19 protein-coding genes are annotated in these 21,829 nt (G+C 61.4%); 12 read left to right on the top strand and 7 right to left on the bottom strand.

What is annotated here, in order from left to right:
- Positions 1–9 precede the first annotated feature (9 nt).
- The 3 genes from VE25_RS13460 to VE25_RS22390 are packed head-to-tail and all read left to right on the top strand — an operon-like array spanning position 10 to position 3,616.
- Complete coding sequence (locus tag VE25_RS13460) at positions 10–870, top strand: carbohydrate ABC transporter permease (protein WP_046109141.1); 861 nt, start codon at positions 10–12, stop codon at positions 868–870.
- Positions 871–891: 21 nt separating this feature from the next.
- Positions 892–2,163 (top strand): ABC transporter substrate-binding protein, encoded by a 1,272-nt coding sequence (locus tag VE25_RS13455; RefSeq protein ID WP_160299987.1) that lies wholly within the window; start codon positions 892–894, stop codon positions 2,161–2,163.
- Positions 2,129–3,616, top strand: coding sequence for a sulfatase family protein (locus tag VE25_RS22390; RefSeq protein WP_083988933.1), 1,488 nt, complete (start codon positions 2,129–2,131; stop codon positions 3,614–3,616). Before VE25_RS13455 ends, VE25_RS22390 begins: the two co-directional genes overlap by 35 nt.
- Before the next feature lie 155 nt (positions 3,617–3,771).
- On the opposite strand, the gene VE25_RS13445 is transcribed toward VE25_RS22390, so the two are convergent.
- Positions 3,772–4,635, bottom strand: a complete 864-nt coding sequence (locus VE25_RS13445; protein WP_152664621.1) for a helix-turn-helix transcriptional regulator — start codon at positions 4,633–4,635, stop codon at positions 3,772–3,774.
- A gap of 118 nt (positions 4,636–4,753) precedes the next feature.
- On the opposite strand from VE25_RS13445, the gene VE25_RS13440 reads away from it, so the two are divergent.
- The 9 genes from VE25_RS13440 (at position 4,754) to VE25_RS22755 (ending at position 14,633) form a co-directional block, all read left to right on the top strand.
- Positions 4,754–6,160, top strand: a complete 1,407-nt coding sequence (locus tag VE25_RS13440) for a family 4 glycosyl hydrolase (protein ID WP_046109138.1) — start codon at positions 4,754–4,756, stop codon at positions 6,158–6,160.
- Positions 6,161–6,345: 185 nt separating this feature from the next.
- Positions 6,346–8,322, top strand: coding sequence for an ABC transporter substrate-binding protein (locus VE25_RS13435; RefSeq protein ID WP_160299986.1), 1,977 nt, complete (start codon positions 6,346–6,348; stop codon positions 8,320–8,322).
- A 70-nt stretch (positions 8,323–8,392) separates the two neighbouring features.
- Positions 8,393–9,370 carry an ABC transporter permease gene (locus VE25_RS13430; protein WP_046109136.1) on the top strand — a complete coding sequence of 326 codons (978 nt, stop codon included), beginning with the start codon at positions 8,393–8,395 and terminating at the stop codon, positions 9,368–9,370.
- A complete protein-coding gene (locus VE25_RS13425) occupies positions 9,367–10,509 on the top strand; it encodes an ABC transporter permease (RefSeq protein WP_083988932.1) in 1,143 nt (380 codons plus the stop codon). Before VE25_RS13430 ends, VE25_RS13425 begins: the two co-directional genes overlap by 4 nt.
- Before the next feature lie 9 nt (positions 10,510–10,518).
- Positions 10,519–11,565 (top strand): ABC transporter ATP-binding protein, encoded by a 1,047-nt coding sequence (locus VE25_RS13420; RefSeq protein ID WP_046109134.1) that lies wholly within the window; start codon positions 10,519–10,521, stop codon positions 11,563–11,565.
- Entirely contained in the window at positions 11,562–12,614 is a 1,053-nt protein-coding gene (locus tag VE25_RS13415; protein WP_201776090.1) for an ABC transporter ATP-binding protein, read from the top strand. Before VE25_RS13420 ends, VE25_RS13415 begins: the two co-directional genes overlap by 4 nt.
- Positions 12,611–12,979 carry a hypothetical protein gene (locus VE25_RS13410; RefSeq protein WP_046109133.1) on the top strand — a complete coding sequence of 123 codons (369 nt, stop codon included), beginning with the start codon at positions 12,611–12,613 and terminating at the stop codon, positions 12,977–12,979. The genes VE25_RS13415 and VE25_RS13410 overlap by 4 nt, the downstream gene beginning before the upstream one ends.
- Complete coding sequence (locus tag VE25_RS13405) at positions 12,976–14,154, top strand: hypothetical protein (RefSeq protein WP_046109132.1); 1,179 nt, start codon at positions 12,976–12,978, stop codon at positions 14,152–14,154. Before VE25_RS13410 ends, VE25_RS13405 begins: the two co-directional genes overlap by 4 nt.
- On the top strand, positions 14,154–14,633 hold the full coding sequence (locus VE25_RS22755) for a hypothetical protein (protein WP_152664620.1): 480 nt from the start codon (positions 14,154–14,156) through the stop codon (positions 14,631–14,633). The genes VE25_RS13405 and VE25_RS22755 overlap by 1 nt, the downstream gene beginning before the upstream one ends.
- A gap of 111 nt (positions 14,634–14,744) precedes the next feature.
- Here VE25_RS22755 and VE25_RS13400 read toward each other — a convergent pair whose 3' ends face one another.
- The 6 genes from VE25_RS13400 to VE25_RS13375 form a co-directional block, all read right to left on the bottom strand.
- Positions 14,745–16,004, bottom strand: coding sequence for an MFS transporter (locus tag VE25_RS13400; protein ID WP_046109131.1), 1,260 nt, complete (start codon positions 16,002–16,004; stop codon positions 14,745–14,747).
- A 57-nt stretch (positions 16,005–16,061) separates the two neighbouring features.
- Positions 16,062–16,784, bottom strand: a complete 723-nt coding sequence (locus VE25_RS13395) for an isochorismatase family protein (RefSeq protein ID WP_052731956.1) — start codon at positions 16,782–16,784, stop codon at positions 16,062–16,064.
- Between the two features lie 102 nt (positions 16,785–16,886).
- Positions 16,887–17,648: a cysteine hydrolase family protein gene (locus VE25_RS13390; RefSeq protein WP_046109130.1), complete on the bottom strand. Its 762-nt coding sequence runs from the start codon at positions 17,646–17,648 to the stop codon at positions 16,887–16,889.
- Position 17,649: 1 nt separating this feature from the next.
- Entirely contained in the window at positions 17,650–18,915 is a 1,266-nt protein-coding gene (locus VE25_RS13385) for an MFS transporter (RefSeq protein ID WP_046109129.1), read from the bottom strand.
- A complete protein-coding gene (locus VE25_RS13380) occupies positions 18,905–20,902 on the bottom strand; it encodes an ABC transporter ATP-binding protein (protein ID WP_046109128.1) in 1,998 nt (665 codons plus the stop codon). The genes VE25_RS13385 and VE25_RS13380 overlap by 11 nt, the downstream gene beginning before the upstream one ends.
- A gap of 25 nt (positions 20,903–20,927) precedes the next feature.
- The gene (locus tag VE25_RS13375) at positions 20,928–21,815 is read right to left on the bottom strand and encodes an ABC transporter permease (RefSeq protein ID WP_083988930.1); all 888 of its coding nucleotides are present in this window, start codon (positions 21,813–21,815) and stop codon (positions 20,928–20,930) included.
- Between the last annotated feature and the right edge of the window lie 14 nt (positions 21,816–21,829).

The following is a 21,829-nucleotide window of genomic DNA, read 5'->3' as shown; positions in this document are numbered from 1 at the left end:
AGCTCGACGATGACCATTGCTCCAAGTGTCGAAATGTTCGATCTGCGCCGCCGTTCGGCTCAGGTCGCGGGTTATGTCGTCATGGCGGGCAGCCTGATCGTGCTGCAGTTTCCCCTGGCATGGCTCCTTGCGACGGCCTTCAAGAGCAGGGGGGAGGTCTTTTCGGTTCCGCCCACCTGGATTCCGCGAGAACCGACCCTTGAGCCGTTCGCCTACGCATTTTCGCCAATCATGCTGCGGTTTTTCTTCAACAGCGTGGTGATCGCGGCTGCCACGGCATTCACGTCCACCCTGATCGGAGCCTGCACAGCCTATGTCGTCGCAAGGCTGCGTCATTGGTCCTCAAACATGCTGATGGTGTTCTTTCTCTGTTCTCTGGCGTTCCCGTTGCCCCTCTTGATGATCACGCTCTATCTCACGCTGTCTCGCCTGGGTCTCATCGACACCTATTTCGCCGTCATCATCGGTCATGTCGTCCTTACTCTGCCTGTGGTTATCTGGCTGCTGAAGGGTTTCGTCGATAGTCTGCCGGTGGAGGTGGAGGAGGCGGCTTATGTCGAGGGCGCGAGCCTTTTCCGGATCATCTGGTCGATTGTCATTCCGATCATGCGGCCCGGTTTCACGGCCGCGGCCATATATGTCTTCGTGACGTCCTGGAACGAGTTCATCTTCGGGCTGACCTTCACCACCTCGAGTTCGATGCGACCTTTACCTGCCGGTATCGCATTGTTGTTCCTGCAGGAATTCCAGTACCAATGGCCACAGATGATGGCCGTCGCAACCACGGCCACCGTGCCCATTCTGGTCCTGTTCCTGGCATTTCAGAAGCATTTCGTCGAAGGCGTCACTGTCGGCGCCGTCAAGGGTTAGCCATGCCTAATGGAGGAGAGCATGCATACACCGAAGACTATATCATTCGTCGCGACCTGTGCGCTGGCGCTATCGGGAGGAGGTGCCGCGGCCCAGGAAGTCGATTTCATGGGGTGGGTTGGACTGTTCGAGTTCCAGCAGGAAGGATGGGAGAACATCGTCGCCTCCTTCGAGGAACAAAATCCCGGAATGACGATCAATTATATCGGTACCCCCAATGAACAGACCCTCAGCCAGGCCGTCGTGGCCATCAACGGCGGCAATGCACCCGATATCATCCAGGTGAATCCGGGCTGGGTTTCCCAGCTCAACGGCATGGGCGCTCTGACCGGCCTTGGCGGCAAGATCTCCGAGGAAACGTTGTCGAACATTCCACAGAGCTATCTCGACGCCATGACATTCAACGGCGATCTGGTCGGGCTGCCTTGGATTCCGGGCCCGATCGTCATGGTCTACAATCGCACGTTGCTTCAGGAGGCTGGGCTCGATCCCGATCAGCCGCCTCGGACGTGGGACGAATTTACGCAAGCGGTCGATGCCATTTGCGGGCTGGGTGAACGCAATGGCGGGCAGGTTTACGGTGTCGCCCTGCGCTCGGCGCAGCAGCCGGTGACTGGCCTATGGGCACTGCCGCTCATCTGGGCGCAGGGCGGAGACGTCATCGCTGCCGACGGCGACATCAATTTCGACACGGCCGAGACCAGAGCACTGCTTGAATGGTATCGCGATATTATCAACAGGGGTTGTGCGCCGGAATTCTTCGATATCCAGCAATCGCGCAACGTGTTCGCCCAGGGCCGAGCGGGGTTCATCTTCGAAGGTCCATGGGTCGGCGGCATTGTCGAGAACGTGTCTGGCGGAGCCCTTACTATGGGAGCCGATGCCGACGTGTGGGTTGCAAATATGCCCTCGGCCGATGGCTCGTCACCAAGAAACCTCGACAACTCCAACATGCTGGTGCTGACCAAGGCGAGCGCCGACAACCCTGCCGCGGCCGCGTTCATGGAGTTCATCGTCAGCGACCCGGAAGCCGTCGAATTCTTCTACGAAACCTCCGATCAGCTCACCACCCCCAGGGGGGATCTGCTGTCGGCCGGGAGCATGGGGGAGGACCCCTATATACAGGCATTCGCCGAGACGCTGGCGAACGCGAATCCGCTGCCGATCCGGGATTTGCAAGCCACTGCCATGCTCGAGGCATTCGCGCTCGCCATTCAGTCGGTCGTCCGCGGTGGGGACATTGAAGCAGAGATCGCCAATGTCAGCCGCGCAGTTGACCGCCTGCGCGACTGACGGAGAAGGGTGGCTGCAGCCAGCCGCCCACTTCCCATTTTCCGGAAGATCCATGGCCCGACCAAATGTGCTGCTGGTTGTCGTTGACCAGCTCCGATACGACTGCATCGGCTTTTCCAACCGCTATCCCGTAAGCACGCCGAATCTCGACAGGTTTGCGGCTCAGAGCGTGTGGTTTTCGCAAAGCTACACGCCGATCCCGACCTGCTGCCCCGCGCGCCAGTCCTTTTTGACAGGAAAGCGCGCCGAGGCTTTGGGAACGCTCTGGAACTACGATCTGGGACCAAGAATCCCGTCGCTCGGACCAGATCATTGGACATGGAGTCGAGCCCTTTCCGAGTCCGGTTATTCAACCGGATATGTCGGCAAATGGCACGTCAGCGACCGCCACGGACCGCAGGACTTCGGTTTCGACACTTATATATCGGTGGATGACTATGAAGCCTTCCGCATCAGAAAACATCCAGACGTCCACTATCGGCCAGACTATCTGGGCGAGGACGATCCGCTCCCGCTCGAAGATGCCCGAACGCATTGGCTGACCGAGCGCGCGATCGATCGGATGGCGGCTTTGAGCAGGGGCGGTGCCCCGTGGCTCCTTCGCCTCGATCTTCCCGAGCCTCACCTGCCATGCCGGCCCGCGGAGCCTTTTGCCAGCCTCTACGGTCCTCGCGACGTTCCCCGATGGGACTCATTCGGCGAAACCTTCCGGAACAAGCCCTATATCCAGCGCCAGCAGTTGCTCAACTGGAGGCTGGAAGACTACGACTGGGACGACTGGGCGCCCATCGTTGCCCGTTACTACAACATCATTGCCCAAGTTGACGATGCGTTCGGGCGGCTCCTGCGTGCGCTCGATAGCATAGGCGCCGCCGATGAGACGGTCGTCATCTTCACTTCCGATCACGGCGACATGTGCGGCGCCCATCGCATGCTGGACAAGCACTACGTCCTCTATGACGACGTAGTTCGCGTACCCCTGGCAATACGCTTGCCCGGTCAGGTTGAAAGGGTGTCCACAGATGCCTTTGTCTACAACATGCTCGACTTGGCACCTACCATCATGTCGATGGCCGGCCTCCAGCCACCCCCGGGTCTACACGGCATCGATCTCACCCAGGTGGTCTATGGATGCAAGGGCTTCGAGACTCGCCCCCATGTCGTTTCGACCTACAACGGGCAGCAATTTGGGCTTTACAGCCAACGCATGCTACGCGACCGGCGGTGGAAGTATGTCTGGAACGCCACCGATGTGGACGAACTCTATGATCTGGAGATTGACCCGGCTGAGCTGCACAATGTCTCTGGAGCTCCGGAAAACCGAACGCGCCTCGCTCAGATGCGCAGCTCGCTTTATGAAGAACTGGTTACATTTGGCGATACACTAGTCGCCAATCCTTGGCTTCAGGATCAGTTTAGAGAGGCCGATCGGAAGCTCGGACCCCCAGATTGACGCAAAGATCTTATTCTCGGCGCCAGTGCCAGAGTGCATCCGTTTGAGGGCTTTTGCCGATGCGCCGGCACGGCTTAGCGTACCGATCGCTGGCGTTAGCACCCAGGTGCTAGGGTGTATCGACAAGAAGCGGTCCTCAAGCAAGTTCACAGGCCCTAAGCTCTCCGCGTAGTGCGGATCTGACGGTAGGCAGCTGGGGTGAGGCCCACCACTTTGCGGAACGCGGTCGAGAAGTACTGGCTGGAGGAAAAGCCAAGATCGAGGGCAATGTCGGTGATGTGACTGTCGGTCGAGATCAGTGCCCGCTTCGCCTGGGAAATGCGCTGCTTCAACTGGAACTGCAGAGGAGAAAGCCCCACTTCACGCAGGAACACTTCGTGGAAGTGGCCAACGCTGTAGCCGGCGAGCGCTGCTACATCCTGGATATGTACCTTCATCCGATAATTGTCGGCAAGATAGGCCTTGGCCGCGGCGATTTGCGGCGAGCTCACCTCGTTGGCGACCATTTCGAAGTTGCGCAGTACCATCACCAGAATCTGATGGAACAGAGCTCGGCTCAGTTCCTCGGCAAAAATGCCAGGCTGACGCTGCTGATCCAGGAGCTGGACGAACAGCTTTGCCAATGATGGATCGCCGGGAAAGAAGTGCCGGTCGATCGAATCGAACGAGTGGCGCAACGCCAGAGTGGTGGAGCGCGAGACTCCCGGCAATTCCCCTTGGTCGGGAAATTCGAAGCGGAGCCAGTAGCGGGTGCAAGGGTGGACGATGGCACTGGCCCCGCCCTGCCAATCGCCGGGCGGATCAATCAGGACCGAGGGAGGCTCGGCCTCCTCCAACTCCTCTCCGTTCCACCATTCGACGATTCCGTGCTCGAGGAAGCCGATTTCGAGCCCGGTCGTCCCATCCCGCCGCTCGCCCCCCAGCCGCGATTCCGAGGTAATGAACATGCCTAGGCTCACCAGCTCGGGCAAAACCAGCGAAGTGGGTCTCCGATACATCTCGAACGTTTCACTGTTCAATTTTCTCAGGCTCCAAAATCGAAAGACAGGACCGACGGATGCCGTCTAGTCATTGAACAAACGGCGCCGTTGTCAACGCAGAGAGGCGGCGGCACGGAAACTGACCGAGGAGGACGACATGGCCGCGAATGGCCCCAAGGTAACCGTCATTGGTGCAGGCAGCCTGTTTTTCGGGCGCCAGGCCATCTGGCAGATGGTGCATTCACCGCACCTGAATGGCGGTACGCTGGCGTTGGTCGATACCGACCTCGCCCGGCTCGACAAGCTGGAGCGGCTGGCTAACAAAGTGGTGGGGCATGAAGGCGTGCCGCTTCGCATCGAGGCCAGCACCGACCGACGTGCCGTACTTCCCGGTTCGGACTTCGTGGTTCTGAGCTTTGCCAAGGACACGGTGCGCTATCGGGGCCTCGACACGGTGATCTCGGAAAAATACGGCATCCGCATGTGCTCGGGCGACACGATCGGGCCGGGCGGGGTGTTCCGCGCCATGCGCGAGCTGCCCCATATCCTGGACTGCGCGCGGGATGTCGAGGAATTGTGTCCCGATGCCTGGGTCATCAACTACATCAATCCTTCGGCCGTCAACGGCATGGCGCTCAAGCGCTTCGCCCCACAGATCAAGAGCTTCGGGCTCTGCGACAGCCTGCATATGCCGCATGTGAAGCGGCTATATGCGGAGCGGGCCGGCGTTGTCGGGCCGGGCGAAAAACTGACGGCGGAGCAAGATGCCAGGTTTGATCTGCGCATTGCCGGGGTCAATCACTTCACTTGGGTGCTCAAGGCCGAATATGACGGGCAGGACATGATGGACGCTATCGGCGAAGCCATCGGGCGGCGCGCGGCCACCGAGACTGACGGGGGCGACAAGGGCGCCAAGGCGGTCCACAACGACGCCATCGGCTACCAACTCTATCAGATGTTCGAGAAGGTGCCCGCCTGTGTCGCCCACACCAAGGAATATGTGCGGTTCTGGCAAGGGCACGGCGTCACAGAGGAAGCCATACCCGAGCTGTCGCTGTGGGAGACCGAGGCTCGCTATGCCCGACACCGTGAGATGTGGGAACAGATCGACCGTTTCCTCTCCGGCGAGACGCCGATAGGCGACTACATGAAGACCTTCGGCCCGGATCACGCCACCGATATCATCGAGAACATGGTCGGCGGACTGGGGAAACCCTTCTATATCAATACCCGCAATGACGGGGCAGTGAGCAACATGGCCGACGACGCCTATCTCGAGCTGCTCTGCGACGTGGACATGAACGGTCCGCGCCCGCGCCCGGTCGGGGAGATGCCGCGGGGCCTCAGGGCCATGCAGGAAATTGTGCTGGATACCCACGAACTGACCGCGGAAGCGGTGGCCAAGGGCGACCGCGCTCTGCTGCGCCGGGCGCTCCTCGTCGATCCACTGACCAATTCCATCGGCGACACCGAAGCGCTGATCGAAGATCTGCTCGATGCAGAACGCGACATTATTCCCCAGCATTGGTACGGCGGCGAAGGCTCGCTCCGTGCCGCGGGATAGCTCGGCTCCGGGCCCGGCTGACGGTCTGTATAAAATTCTCCGGCCAGAATGTCGAACGACGCAGACTGGCCGGGGAGCTAGGTTAATCTTGGATGAATGTCCCGTGCAAAGAGAGGACATCAGCCGCAGAGGAGTGAGTGGGGCCTGCAGATTGGGAAATGCAGGCGCCCAAACGGGAGGAATTCATGATCAGGACTTTTGCGCCCACACGGCGCCAATTTCTCAAACTTGGAGGCTTGGCCGCCTCGTCCATCGCCCTCGGCGGCCTTGGCGGTCGCGCCTTCGCGCAGGGCTCGCAGTACAAGGAAGCGCCGCAACTGGCGGAAATGGTGGCATCCGGCACGCTGCCGTCGGTCGATGAGCGGCTGCCCGAAGCGCCGGTCGTGGTCGAGCCGCTGGAATCGGTCGGGACCTATGGCGGGCATCTGCGTACGGGGATCATCCAGAACCGGGGCTTCCAGGCGCGGTCGGCCTGGGGGCCGGAACCGATCCTGCGCATCAGCCGCGACGGCCAGTCGGTCGAGCCGAACCTGGCGGAAAGCTGGGAATACACCAATGACGGCAAGACCTTCGTGCTGCATTTGCGCCGCGGCATCAAATGGTCGGACGGGGCTTCCTTCGATGCGTCCGGGTTCGATTTCTGGTGGAACCATGTGAACCTCAATGCGGAGCTAAGTCCGGCTCCGATGGCGCAGTTCATGGTCCAGGGCGAAGTCCCCACCTTCGAGATGGTGGACGATCATACCGTGCAGTGGACCTTCGTTGCACCTCACGCCAACCTGCCGGCGCTTTTGGCGCATGGTCCGGGTGGCAGCATTCCGCGCTACCTGCCGCGACACTACCTCGAACAGTTCCATGCCGATTTCGCCGACGAGGCGGCGCTGAACGGCCGGGTGGCAGAAGCGGGCTTCTCGACCTGGGCCGAGCTTTTCAATAACCGGTCAAATGTTCAATGGCTCATGCCATTCGACAATCCGGCCATGCCCACGCTCCTGCCGTTCAAGCTCAGCCGGCCGATGCAGCTCAACGTGCTGGTGGCCGACCGCAACCCCTATTACTGGAAGGTCGATCCAGAGGGGCAGCAATTGCCCTACGTCGATGACATAGTGCTCACCAACTACGAAAGCGGGGAAGTGCGCGACGCCGCGATCGCCGCGGGCGAGATGAACTGGGTCAATACAGACACTACCTTCACCAATCTGCCACTTTATCGTGAAGGCCAGGAACGGGGCAATTACAGCGTCAAGCTGTGGCAAACCGACCGTGCGGCCGAGCACACGATCATGTTCAATCACACCGTCAAGGATCCGGTGCTGCGCGAGCTCTATAACGACGTCCGGTTCAAGCGCGCCTTCTCGCTGGCCCTCGACCGCCAGCAGATCGCCGACACGGTCTATCTCGGTTTCGCGGTGCCTTCGCAATTGCAGATGATTCCGGGCTCGAAGTGGCGCAATGAGGAGTGGGCCACTAAAGACACCGAATACGATCCCGATGGGGCCAATGCCCTGCTGGATGAAATCGGGCTGACGAACCGAGACGGGCAAGGCATTCGCCAGCGCTCGGACGGGCGGCCGCTGGTACTCAACATGGACATTCCCGTGGACGATCCGGGAAGTCTGGCGGTGGCCGAACTCATCATAGAGTTCATGCGTGAGGTGGGCATCACCTTCAACGTCCGCTCCATTGCCCGCGAGCAAGTGCGTGCGCTGATCGACAACAACGACACGGAAGTGGGCATTTGGATCGGCGACAAGTGTTCGGACGCCATGTTCCCGCATTCGCCCGAATGGCACGTTCCCTATCTAGCGACCGGCTGGAATGTTTGGGGCATGGCCTGGGCACAGTTCTATGCCTCCGGCGGTCAGCAGGGCGAAGAGCCCCAAGGTGATGCCAAGCTGGTGCAGGAACTGTTCGACGAGATGCAGATCACCGTCGATGAGGCAAGGCGGCTCGAGATCGGCAACGAGATCCTGCGGATCAACGCGGAGAATCTCTGGAATATCGGGGATGTCGGGCAGGTGCCAATCCCAGTGATCCTAGGCTCGAACTTGCGCAACTATCCCGAAGAAGGGTTCACGGGCTTCTCCTGGCTGGGCAACTACAACTACCAGATCGAGCAGACCTATTTCGAAGGCGGCGCCTGGTCGGGCGAACGCAGTTGATGAGGCTCGCAAGGGCGAGGACTGCTCCCTCCCGCCGTCCTCGCCTGAACCTATTTGGTGAGGTGTCCCGATGATGAACTATGCCATCCGCCGCTCGGGCCAGATGCTGGTCACCGTGTTCGTCATCAGCGTGATCGCGTTCGTCGTGATCCAGTTGCCGCCGGGCGACTTCGTCAATTCCTATCTGGCGACGCTTTCGGGGGGCAATATCGTCACCCAGGACGCCATCGTGGCGCTGCGCGCCCAGTTCGGGCTCGATGAAAACCTCGTGGTTCAATACTGGCGCTGGCTGACCAATCTGCTCCAGGGCAATATGGGCATCTCCTTCCAGTACCAGCGAACGGTGCTCGATCTTTTGGCCGAGCGGCTGCCCCTGACTCTGGCCATCACCATTCCCACGGCGATCTTTGTCTACATGGTCGCCATCCCCATCGGCATCTATTCCGCCGTTCGCCAATATTCGCTGGTGGATTACCTGCTGTCCTTTGCCGGTTTCATTTTCCTGGCCGTACCCAACTTCCTCATCGCCATCATCGCCATCTATATCGGCTATCGCTATTTCGGGGGCGGCGTCGGAGGATTGTTCTCTCCGGAATATGAGCTGGCACCCTGGTCGATCGGCAAGGTGCTCAACATGATGCAGAACATGTCGCTGGCCATACTGATCATCGGCACATCCGGGGTTGCGGCGACCATGCGCGTCATGCGCGGCATGCTGCTCGACGAACTGAGCCAGGCCTATGTCGAGACCGCCCGGGCCAAGGGCCTCGGCGAATGGCGGCTGATCATGAAATATCCGGTGCGCGTCGCCGTCTCGCCGGTGCTCTCTACCATCGGCTTCGTGCTGCCGGCGCTGATCTCGGGCACTGAGATTACCGCTACCGTTCTCAATATCCCCACGACAGGGCCTCTGTTGCTCAATGCCGTCCGCTCGCAGGACATGTTCCTGGCCGCATCGATCATCTTCGTGCTGAGCATTCTGACAGTAATTGGGACGTTCATTTCCGATCTGCTGCTGGTCTGGGCCGACCCGAGGATCAAGCTATGACCGTCGAAGCTGCCCCCACGACCGCAACGGCACCATCAGCCGTCGCCGATGGTGTTACCGCCCGGATCATCTCGCCACGTCGCCTGATGTGGTGGAAGTTCCGAAAGCACAAGCTCGCCGTGGCGTCCGCCATTTTCCTGATCCTGGCCTATCTCGCTACGATCTTTGCCGGGTTCGTCGCGCCTTACGATCCCGCCACGCGGTCGCGCAATCTCTATGCGCCGCCACAGGGCATCCATTTCTTCGACGAGATCGGGCAGTTCCACCTCCAGCCCTTCGTCTACGGCTGGAAGATGACGCGTGACCTGGAGACGCTGAGTCCGGTCTATACCGTCAATCCAGAGGAGAAGTTTCCGGTCGGACTTTTCGTCAGAGGCGAGCCCTACAAGCTTTTCGGGGTGATCGACGCGGATGTACGCCTCTTTGGGGTGGCGGAAGGTGGTTATTTCCACCTGGCCGGCACAGATCACTTCGGTCGCGACATGTTCACCCGCCTCGTCTATGGCGCGCAGATTTCGCTGTCGGTCGGGATCATCTCGGTGTTGGTGAGCCTGGTGCTTGGTCTGGTCATAGGCGGTATTTCCGGCCTCTATGGCGGTTGGATCGACAATTTCATCCAGCGCGTCATCGAGGCGATCATCGCCATCCCGACTATTCCGCTCTGGCTCGGTCTTGCCGCTGCCGTACCCCGCGACTGGCCGCCTCTCTACCAGTATTTCGCCATCCTCGTGGTACTGTCGCTGATCTCCTGGACCAGCACGGCGCGTGTGGCGCGCGGCCGGTTCCTGGCTTTGCGAGAGCAGGACTTCGTCACCGCGGCGCGCGTCTATGGCGCCAGCCGGACACGTATCATCGCTAAGCATCTGGTGCCGAATCTGATGAGTTACGTCATCGTGACGCTGACCTTGGCCATACCCGGCATCATCATCGGTGAGACAGCGCTGAGTTTTCTCGGCGTCGGACTAAAGGCGCCGACGGTCAGCTGGGGCGTGCTGCTGCAGGAGTCGCAGAAGGTGCAGATCATCCAGTTCTATCCCTGGCTCTGGATCGGGCCGGCCGTATGCGTTGTCTCGGTCGTGTTGGCTTTCAACTTCGTGGGTGACGGTGCACGCGACGCCGCCGACCCCTTCTCCCGCTAGGAGGCCGTAATGAGTTCCATAAGCGTCCAGGCCGAACCCATCCTCTCCGTCCGCGATCTCAAGAAGCATTTCGGCGGCAAGAAGACCTGGTCCGGAGCGGTGAGCAAAACCATACGCGCCGTCGATGGGGTCACCTTCACCATCTATGAAGGCGAAACGTTTGGCCTCGTCGGTGAGAGCGGCTGCGGTAAGACCACGCTGGGCCGCTGCATCGCCCGCGCCCTCGACCCCACGGGCGGCGAAGTCGTCTATGCGCCCAAGGAAGGTGGCGCGGTCGACTTGGCCAGCCTCAAGCCGCGCGACCTGCGGCCGTATCGGCAGGACGTTCAGATGATCTTCCAGGACCCGATTTCCTCGCTCAACCCGCGTATGACCCTACTCGACATCATCGGCGAGCCGATGGTGGTCAACGGGCTGGCCAGGGGCGAGGAGGTCAAGCATCGGGTGGGTGATCTGCTCGAGCGGGTCGGCCTCCGAGCCGAGTATATGGTACGCTATCCGCATGCCTTCTCAGGCGGGCAGCGCCAGCGCATCGGCATCGCCAGGGCCCTGGCCCTCAATCCCCGCGTCATCGTCTGCGACGAGCCGGTTTCGGCGCTGGACGTTTCGGTTCAGGCGCAGATCCTTAACCTGCTGCAAGACCTGCAAGCGGAAAAGAACCTGACTTACCTGTTCATCGCCCATGACCTGGGCGTGGTCGAATATCTCTGCGACCGGGTGGCGGTGATGTATGTCGGGCAGGTGGTGGAGCTGGCCGAAACGAGCGATCTCTTCGCCCGGCCGCTCCACCCTTATACCGAGGCCCTCATGTCGGCGGTTCCGCCGGCCAATCCCCGGGCCGCCCGCGCGCCGCGCCTGCTCGAAGGCGATCTCGCCAACGCGGCCAATCTGCCGCCCGGGTGCCATTTCCACCCACGCTGCGGCTATTGCGTCGAACGCTGCCGCACCGAGGAGCCGGAATTGCGCGAATATTCGCCCGGCCGTTTCGTGCGCTGCCACCGCGCCGGGGAATTGAAACTGGACGGCGTCGCAGAACTGGCGGAGGCGGATCTGTGAACCACGACCGGCACATCCTGCTCGAGATCGACGAGCTCAAGACCCATTACCACACGCCGCAAGGGGTGGTGAAAGCGGTGGAGGGGGCAAGTCTCAAGATTCGCGAGGGCCAGGCCGTTGGCGTCGTGGGGGAAAGCGGCTGCGGCAAGTCGGTGATGCTGCGCTCCATCCTGCGCATCGTGCCCCAGCCCGGGAAGATTGCGGCGGGGACCATCCGGTTCCGCCGCAAGAATGGCGAGATGGCCGACCTCACGGCCATGGATAGCAACGGTCGGGCCATTCGCGACATTCGCGGCGGGGAGATTGCCATGATCTTCCAAGAACCCATGAGTTCGCTCTCGCCGGTCCATACGATCGGCGACCAGATCGTGGAGGCGATCCAGCTACACAAGCGCGTGCCGGCGGCAAAGGCACGGGAAATGACGATCGAAATTCTCGCCAAGGTCGCCATGCCTCGGCCCGACCAGATAATCGATCAATATCCGCACGAGATCTCCGGCGGCATGCGCCAGCGTGCAATGATCGCTATGGCCCTGTCCTGCGAGCCACGTCTTTTGATCGCCGACGAGCCGACGACGGCGCTCGACGTGACCACGCAGGCGCAGATCCTGGCGCTGATGCGCCGGCTGCAGGCCGAGTTCGGCATGGCCATCCTGTTCGTCACCCACGACCTGGGGGTTGTCGCGCAGATGACCGAATATGTGGTGGTGATGTATATGGGGCAGGTGGTCGAGTCGGCTCCTGTCGATGACATCTTCTTTGCGCCTAGGCACCCCTATACGCATGCCCTGCTGCATTCGATCCCACGGCTGGGACAGCGCAGCGCCGGACAGCGGCTCGAACCAATCCGCGGCACCGTACCCGATCCTTTCGCGCGGCCTTCTGGATGTCCTTTTCACACCCGCTGCCGCTTCAATGACGGACAGCGCTGCGTCTCCGAATTGCCGGCCCTGCGCGAGGTAGGCCCCGATCACCAGGCGCGCTGCCATTATGCCGAGACGCTCGGCCTTTCCGGCGTGGCGGCGCCGCTCGAACGGGTGAGCGCATGAAAGAGGCAGCCCTCCAAAGACTGGAAAAGTTCCGACGCATTCTGCCGCGGCTCGACCTCGCGCCGGCGGAACCGGGCGGACCCATCACGGTCATTATCGATCCGCCGATAGATGAGCTATGCGAGGTGACTCTGCGGCTCACCCATGCGAACGGCCGGACCTATGCCCAGCGCGAGGTGATGTTGTCACCCGAAACGGACAGGATCCCGCTCTCGCCCACCCGTAACCTACCCGAAGGCGACTATGACGTCATCGTCACGCCGCCCCTGGCCGAATACTACTCCACAAGCCGGATCGAGCACCGCATTCCAATATCCATCGCCACCGCTCCGACCCGTCAAAGCGATATCAGGCCCGCACCATGACCTTCGACAAGATCGAGCAGCATCCGCTCGAGGCCAAGCCGATCACCTCCGACCGGCATCACTTCTTCGGCTACTATGACAAGTTCCCCTTCAACAAGTCAGGGCGCTATCATCTCGCGCTTGAGACGGGATTCATAGACCGACAGCCTACGCGCGACGACGTCGCCGTGATCGGCATGGTCGACATGGCGGACGATAACCGCTGGATACCCCTTGCCGAAACCACGGCCTGGAGCTGGCAGCAGGGAACGATGCTTCAATGGCTGCCCTCCGAGCCTGAAAGCACGATCATCTACAATGTCCGTGCGAACGACCGTTTTTACGCGGTCATCCACAATATCGCGACCGGAGAAAAGCGGCAGCTGTCTCGCAGCTTCTACGCCGTCGGGACGGATTATGCCGTGGGCCTGAACTATGCCCGGCTGCATCACACAAGGCCCGGATACGGCTACCCCGACGGCATGGAGAATACGCTACCGGCCGAGCACCCCGACGATGATGGCGTCTACCGCATCGATCTCAAGACGGGCGAGAGCGAGCTCATTATTTCGCTGCAGCGGCTGTTCGAGACCCACACCATCCCGCGCATGCATCTGGGGCCGCACTGGGTCAACCATCTGACGATCTCCCCGGAAGGCACCAATTTCGTTTTTTTGAACCGCTGCCAGTTCGATCCCAAAGTCCGCTTCAACGACAGGTTCTACAGGTCCTCGCCCGACGGCACGGATATCAGACTCGTCCACGACAACACGTACTTCTCTCATTTCGGCTATCTCGACGAGCGCACCATCGTCGCCTACGCCCGCACGCCGGGTGCGCAGTCGGACGAATATGCTCTCTATGATCTCTACGAGGACAAGGTCACGCCTTTTGGGAATGACGTGTTCTCATCGGATGGCCATTGTTCTTTCTCACCCGATCGCAAATGGATGTTGACCGACACCTATCCGGACAGGGACAGCAACCGCATCCTGATTCTCTACGAAATGGCGACGGGCCGGCGTATCGATATCGGTAAGTTTTTCTCGCCCCCAACGCTCAAGAATGAAATTCGCTGTGATCTTCATCCGCGATGGAGCCGTGACGGCAAGAAGGTCAGTATCGATTCTGCCCATACAGGCGAACGGCAGGTCTATATAGTAGACGTAAGTGATATCGTCGGCGAGCGACATTGATGGATGGGTTTCGCGTTCAGGCGGCCAAAAAAACAGGCGATTTGGTGGCAATAGAGGCATTCGTTCCTTTTGGGTCGGGGCCACCCCTGCGGACGTGTCTGCAGCTACGGGAATTCCTGGAGCTTCGGCATTGGGGCGGCGATCGAATCGAAGAATGGGCATCTGTCTCGATCGCCGCAAACGATCCGATCCTGCTCGAAACGTGCCGCATTTGCCTTAAGGAAAGCAAAGCGCCTATTGCCTCTTTGACTTTCCGCCACTCTGGAGGTGAAAACGGATCACTCGGTTTTCTTGCCGAACTCATTGGCTTCGTAAAGCGTGTTCGCTGGCGCAAGGAAGATCGTATGGCTCTTCTCAATGTGGCCGATGAGGTCATTAAGCCGCTGCTGGTTAGTTTTGACAAAGGAAGAGCAAAAGGGGAAACCGAGCAGTCGGATAAGGCAAAGAGCAGAGAGTCAGAGCCAGACCGCAAGAGTTAAGGCTGAGGATCGCAGCCGCCTATACTCGCGACTCTTCCTGGGGTGCCTGCTCTTCCCAAGTGGCCCATGACGGCGGCTCGTCGCCAAGCAAGACGGCCGCGATCTATGGTTCTAGACCTTGAGCATCCGCAGCCGCGGCATCCAGAGCCACAGGACGATTGCGAAGATCACCACGACCGAGCTCATCATGCCCATGGCCAAGCGTGGGCCGACAGCGGCGGAGATGAGAGCCATGCTCGCCGTACCAAGAGGCATGATGCCACGGGTCATGAACAAGCAGGAGAGGACACGCCCGCGATAGGCATCGTCTACGGTCAGTTGCAGGATGGTGTTGTTGGAGGAGTTGTACGCGATGTGCATCGCACCGGCCGCGAACAGCACCGGGATGGCCCAGTAGATGTTGGGAGCGGCTGAGAAGAGGATCAGCGACAAGCCAAAGCCCGCCATAAAGGCCAGCATGGTCGAGCCGCGCCGCGCGTCGCGCTGCATGCGGCTGGCAAGAAGTCCCCCGCAGATGGAGCCCAACGCCGCCAGCGCCGTCATGAAGCCCAGTCCTGTCGCGCCGGTGTCGAAGACTTGCGCCGCAAAGACCGCCAGAAACTGGATGTAAGGCTGGCAGAAGAAGGTCGGCACCAACGCCACCAGCACCAGCATCAGCAGGACCGGTTCGCGCCGCATGTAGGCAAAGCCACCAACAAGGCTCGCGAGGAACGATTCCTCCTTGCGCTCGACCTTCTGCCGTGGAAGGTCGAGCAGCAGGAGCATGATCATGACGGCCGTGAAGCTCAGCGCATTGGCGATGAAACAGGCCGTGATGCCGAGGCTCGAGATGATCGCCGCCGAGGCGAGCGGCCCGATGATCTTGGCAGTGTTGAGCGTGATGGAATTGAGCGACACCGCGCTCGCCATCGCTTCGCGTGGCACCAGGTGATAGACGAGCGAATGCCGCGCCGGCAGATTGAAGGCGACGATCAGGCCGCGGCAGGTCGCGAGGATCAGGATCATCCAGATCGAGGCGTTAAAGAAGGCGACGGTGATCGCAAGCCCAATCGCCACCATCATCGCCAGGAACTGCGTGCAGATCAGCATCGTGCGTCGGTCGACCCGATCGGCGATGACCCCGCCGAACATGGCAAAGAGCATGATCGGCAGGCCGCGCCCGAGATTGACGAGGCCCAGCATCACCGGGTCGTTGGTGGTGGAAATCACCAGCCAGTTGAGCGCCACCTGGTCCAGCCAGTCGCCGACGAAGGAGATGGCATTGCCAGCCCAGAACAGGCGGTAGTTGCGATAGCCGAGGGCGGCGAACGTGCCGGGCTTGAATTCGGGTTCGGCGGCCGGCGCGGTCTTGTCGGTGGCGGAGACTGTCATCTGTCGCGGATCGGTAGCCGTGGACGTGGCGGCGCTTGCTGGAGGGATAGAGGCGGCCTATTCGGCCGCAACCTTTTCGGCACTCGCACTATCGAGGTGCGCAACAACTTCGTCGATATGCATGACGTCGGCATATTTGTGGTGCAGGTCGAAGAGGTTCATCTTGTGGACCAGTTCGTGCCGGTCGAAGGTACATTCCTCGACGAGGCTGACATGCAGCCCGTTCGAATAGCCGTCGACGCAGCTCGCCCGCACGCAGCCGCTGGTGCTCTCGCCGCAGACGATGAGGCTCTGCACGCCCAGGAGGTTGAGGTGCGAGATCAGCGGCGTGCCCTGGAAGATGCTGGCCCGTTGCTTGCGGATGACGACGTCACCGTCATGCGGCGCGAAGTCCGCCCAGATCTCGAAATCGTCCGGGAAGCGCTGCGCCGCGCTCGGCTTCTTGCGGCGGGTTGCGCCGACACCCCTGGGAGCGGCAAAAGGGCGCTGATCCGAGGTACAGTAAATGACCGGGATACCGGCGGCGCGGGCCGAGGCGATCAGCCGCTGGGTCGGCTCGATGGCATTGTGGGCATGAATGCCGCAGGAACTGGGAAATTGGTCCTGCAATGTCACGGGCGGCACCGGCCCGCCGCGATAGGCGAGATTGTAGAGGTCGATGAGGATCAGCGCCGGTTTGGGCCCGACGAAAGTCTCGCGCTGATAGGGGGCATAGATCTGGATGAGGTCCTTGGGGACTACGTCGGCCCAGACATGGTCCTCGAAGCGATCGGGGGTCATGATATTCTCCTTTGATACGAGCGTCCCGTGCGCAGTCCTGTCGGCTGCGCCAGTGCTCTCTTGGCAATAAAAGGGCCCGCCAGGGCAGCGAGGCCGGGGCGCCTATTCGGCGGCGACCCGAGTGCTCATGCCCTGGCCGGATGGCAGGTCGAACATCCCCTGGGGCAGGATGTTCAGATGGTCGATGACTTCATCGCTCGGCCGCACATTGGCGTATTTGGCGTGCATGTCGAACAGGTTGATGGCGTGGCTGGCCTGTGTGCGGTCAAAGCATCCGTCCTCGACCACGGTGCAGCGGAAATTGAGCGAGAAAGCATCGAGCACGGTGGCGCGCACGCACCCCGATGTCGTCGTGCCGGTAACGATCAGGCTGTCGCAACCGAGCAACTGCAGGTAGGACGCCAGCGGCGTGCCGGCAAAGCCCGAGGGCTTTTGCTTTAGCACCACTAAGTCGCGGGGGCCGGGCGCGATCTCGTCGACGATCTCGTTGCCGTCGCGTCCATCGGACTTGAGTACCGGCGCCTCGCTGCTCCGCTTGGACTTCCAGCTCCACGAGCCCGAGTCCCAGTTGTCCGCACGGCGCGTGCCGGTCGTGTAGATGACCGGAATGCCCTTGTCGCGGCAGATGCCGATGAGCTTCTGCAGCACCGGCATGGCCTGCCAGGCATCCTCTCCGCAGGAGGTGCGCCACTTCTTGATGCTCTCGAGGATCGGCTTGGGCTCCTCGTCGCAGAAGGCGTAGTTGACGTCGATGACGATGAGGGCGGGGCGATTGCCCCAGTCGGCCAGAGCACCGAAGCCACCCGCACTCAGTACGGTCTTATCGCGTTCGGTCAGGAATTTGTCCCAGATGCGTTCGGTCACGTCAGTCCTCCTGTGAGGGGGTGGGTTGCGGGGTCGAGGTGGAAGAGTGGGTGGTGGTGCCGGCGCGCGCCATGTGCCTGGCATAGGCCGAAAAGCCGAACATGGTGGCGACCAGCACGGCTCCGCCGGCAAAGAAAGCGGCTGTGAGGCCTATGAAGCTGCCGAGAATGCCGAAGATGGCGGGGCTGACCGTCTGCGAAAAGCGGTTGATCAGGAGACGCAGCCCCATGAGCTTGCCGCGCTGATCCTCGCCCACCGCATCCACCATGATCATAATGCTGACGGGCAGGTTGACGCCCGTCGCGGCGCCGAGGACGAAGATGAGGGCGTAGGTGAGAAAGATGTTGGGCGCGACGACCGGGGTCAGCACCACGCAGATCGAGGCGAGGAACCCGGCGCCGGCCAGGATATGCTCCAGCGAGAAGCGCCGCATCAGGGCATTGACGATCAGCCGGCTCATCATGCCGGCAAGTCCCTGCCAGGAAAGGATCGTGGCAATCTGGAAGGCGGAGTAGCCGTACTGGTCGAGAAACAGCGGCAGGAAGCCCATGTAGAGCGCCTGAATATACATGATGACGAAAGTGCCGACCAAGCCGAACTGCACCGGCCGATGGATCGTGAGATCGATGCCGCGCCGGTAGCTTGCGGCATAGCCCTTCAGCGAAAGGGTGGAGCGGATTTCGCCCTTTTCAGGTGTCGGGTGCGGGTAGCGACGGCTGAACCATGCCAGCACCAGCATGAAGAGGGTCGTGGCGATGGCCGAGGCGATGAACGTCGCCCGGTAGCCTTCGGCGGGTATGGAAAAGAACGAGGAAATCACCCCGCCGATCAGCGGTCCGATCATGGCCCCGCCGGACATCCACATGGAGTAGGTGGTGATGGCCTTGTTGCGGGTTTCCCGGTCGCCGTTCGACACCAGCACCTGCAGCGAGGAGGCCATGATGATGATGGCCCCGCCCATGAAGAGCTGGGAAACGCCCAGCATGGGCACGCTCGTCGCAAAGACGGTGTTCAGCAGCGAGATCAGCAGCAGCACCGAGCCCCATTGCAGCATCTTCATGGGACCTAGGCTGTCGATGAGCTGGCCGGCCGGCATGGCGATGACGATGGGCAGCAGCGCCCGCAAGGTCACGATGAAGCCGATGTCGAGCGTCGAGGCGCCCATCTCGGCGGCATAGAGAGTAAAGAAGGGGTTCGCCATGCCGGTGATGGCAAAGAAGAAGCCACCGCCGGCAATTCCGAAACGCGCGAACGAACTAGTTTGCATAGTGGCAGGCCGCCTCTCTGGACTTGGAGTAGGCCTGAAGAAGCGGCTTTTCGGCCCGGCAATGATCTGTGGCTCTGGGGCAGCGCGAAGCAAAGGCACAGCCGGACGGCAGATCGAGGGGGCTGGGCAGTTCTCCGGACAAGGGCTTTTTCATCCGCGCCTCCTCGGCAACGGGGTCCGGCACAGGAACGGCAGCGATCAACGCCTGGGTATAGGGGTGGGCCGGATTGCGGAACACCTCGTCGGCCGCACCGTATTCCACCACTTCACCCAGGTACATCACCGCGATCTTGTCGGAGATGTAGCTGACGGTCAGCAGGTCATGGGAGATGAACACGAAGCTCACACGCAGCTGGCGCTTGAGATCGACCATCAGGTTGATTATCTGTGCGCGCACCGAGACATCGAGCGCCGACGTCGGCTCGTCGGCGACGACTACGGATGGTTTCAGCGCCAGCGCGCGCGCAATGGCGATACGCTGGCGCTGCCCGCCGGAAAGCTGGTTCGGATAGCGTGACATGTAGCTCTCATCGAGCCCGACCTGGGCGAGTAGCTCGCGCGTGCGGGCCGCGCGTTCCATCCTGTTTCCCCAGCCCGTGACCACCAGCGGCTCCTGGATGATGTCGGCGAGCATCATCTTGGGATTGAACGAGGACGCGGGATCCTGGAACACCATCTGGGCCATGCCATCGACATAGATGTCGCCCGAGGTGGCGGGGTCGAGGCCGAGCAGAAGGCGCGCGACCGTGCTCTTGCCGCAGCCGGATTCGCCGACGATGCCGAGCGTCTCGCCTTCACGGATATTGAGCGAGATGCCATTCACGGCACGAACGGTGGGCGGCACTTTCCAGGGCAGCACGCTGCGGCCGGTGAAGTGCTTGTGCAGGTTGAACACCTCCACCACCACGCGGTCCTCCTCGGAATGCGTCATTGGCGGCACCAGTTCGGCATCCTTGCGTCGTGCCTCGCCCAACCCCTCCGGCTTCCAGCAGGCCGCCCGATGGCCGGGGCCGCGGAGAGTGAGATCGGGTGCTTCGACAAAGCAGCGTTCATGCGCGGCTGCGCAGCGATCCTTGAAGGCGCATCCCACCAGAGGCAGTTTCATATCCGGCGGAAAGCCCGGAATCTGCGCCAGCTTGCGGCGCTCTGCTTGGTCGACGGGCGGAATCGTGTCGAGCAGGCTCTGCGTATAGGGATGGCACGGTCGCGCGAATATGTCCTTGACCGGGCCGAACTCGACCAGCTTGCCCGCATACATCACTCCGACCTTGTGAGCGAAGCGGGCGACCAGACCCAGATCGTGGGTGATGAAGATCATCCCCGCGCCGGTTTCCGAAGTGAGCTCCTTGAGGAGTTCGACGATCTGCGCCTGGATGGTGACGTCCAGCGCCGTGGTCGGCTCGTCGGCAATCATCAGCTTGGGCCGGCCGGACAAAGCCATGGCGATCATCACGCGCTGGCGCATGCCGCCCGACATCTCGAAGGGATAGGCATCGATCCGGCGGCCGGCATCGGGGATGCCGACGCGGTCGAGCCATCCTATGGCTTCGGCTCGGGCCTTCTCGGAGTTCATGTCCAGGTGCCGCATGATGGGCGGAATCATCTGGTCGGCGATCTTCATCACCGGATCGAGCGAGGACATGGGGTCCTGGAAGATGGTCCCGACCTCGCGGCCGCGGATATGGTTGAGCTGGCGCTCGCTCATCCGGTTGAGATCGCGCCCGTTCAGGTTGATCTGCCCGGCGACCACTTTTCCGGGATATGCCAGGAGCCGCAGCAGCGACATGGCCATCGCGCTCTTGCCGGACCCGGATTCGCCCACGATGGCGATACGCTCGCCCCGTTCTATTTCGAAGGATACGCCATTGACCGCTTTCACCGTGCCGCCGTCGGTGAGGAAATGCGTGTGCAGGTCCCGGACCTCCAGCAAGGATGTCTGGCCGGTAGGTGACGCGTTCAGCGCTTGAATGGGGCGCAAGAAATTCATGGCTTCTGCTCCGGTTTCCTGGCGGTCACTTGCGGGAACGGGGATCGAGGACCTGGCGGATGCCGTCCGACAGGAAGTGCAGGCCGATGGCGATCATCAGGATCACGACGCCCGGAAGGGTGGAAATCCACCAGGCCTGCTCGAGATAGGATTGGCCGTCGCGGATCAGGTTTCCAAGCGAAGGCTCGGGCGGCATGATGCCGAGGCCCAGAAAGCTGAGACCGGCCTCCACCAGAATGGCGTTGGCGGCGGCGATCGAGGCGGCCACCAGCAGCGGCGCGATGGTGTTGGGAATGATGTGGCGGGTCATCAGCCACACCTGGCTGGCTTTGACCGTACGCGCCGCATCGATATAGGCGCGGTTGCGCAGGCTCAGCACCATGGATCGTTGCAGACGGATGAACCGCGGCACGTCCGAGAGCGAGATGGCCAACACCACGGGTATCATGCCGGTGCCGAGGACCGAGACCAGCCCGATGGCCAGCAACAGCGACGGGAAGGCCAGGAAGATGTCCGTGATCGCCATCATGATACGATCTATGACGCCGCCGAAAAAGCCCGACAGCGTGCCCATCACCAATCCGACGACCAGCGCCAGCAGTGCCACGGCGAAGCCGACGAACATCGAAATCTGCACGCCCGCCAGCGTGCGGCTGAGGATATCTCGCCCCATGCGATCCGTGCCGAACAGGTGTCCAAGGGAGGGCGGCTGGGTCATCGCCTGCAGGTTGGTTTGCAGCGGTCCCGGGAGCGGCAGCATCGAGCGGAATATGGTGAGGAACAGGATGGGTCCGAGAATGGCGATCGCGAGCTGGATGCGGCTGTTGCCCAGCAGGCGCCAGAGACCGCTCTGGCGCAGCGTACCCAAATCCGACCAACGACGGGCAGGTAGGGTGATCATTTCCTGTGTCATGTCAGGAGCCTCGG

It is taken from the genome of Devosia geojensis (assembly GCF_000969415.1).
Classification (GTDB): Bacteria; Pseudomonadota; Alphaproteobacteria; order Rhizobiales; family Devosiaceae; genus Devosia; species Devosia geojensis.
This window is presented reverse-complemented; position numbering and strand designations above follow the sequence as displayed.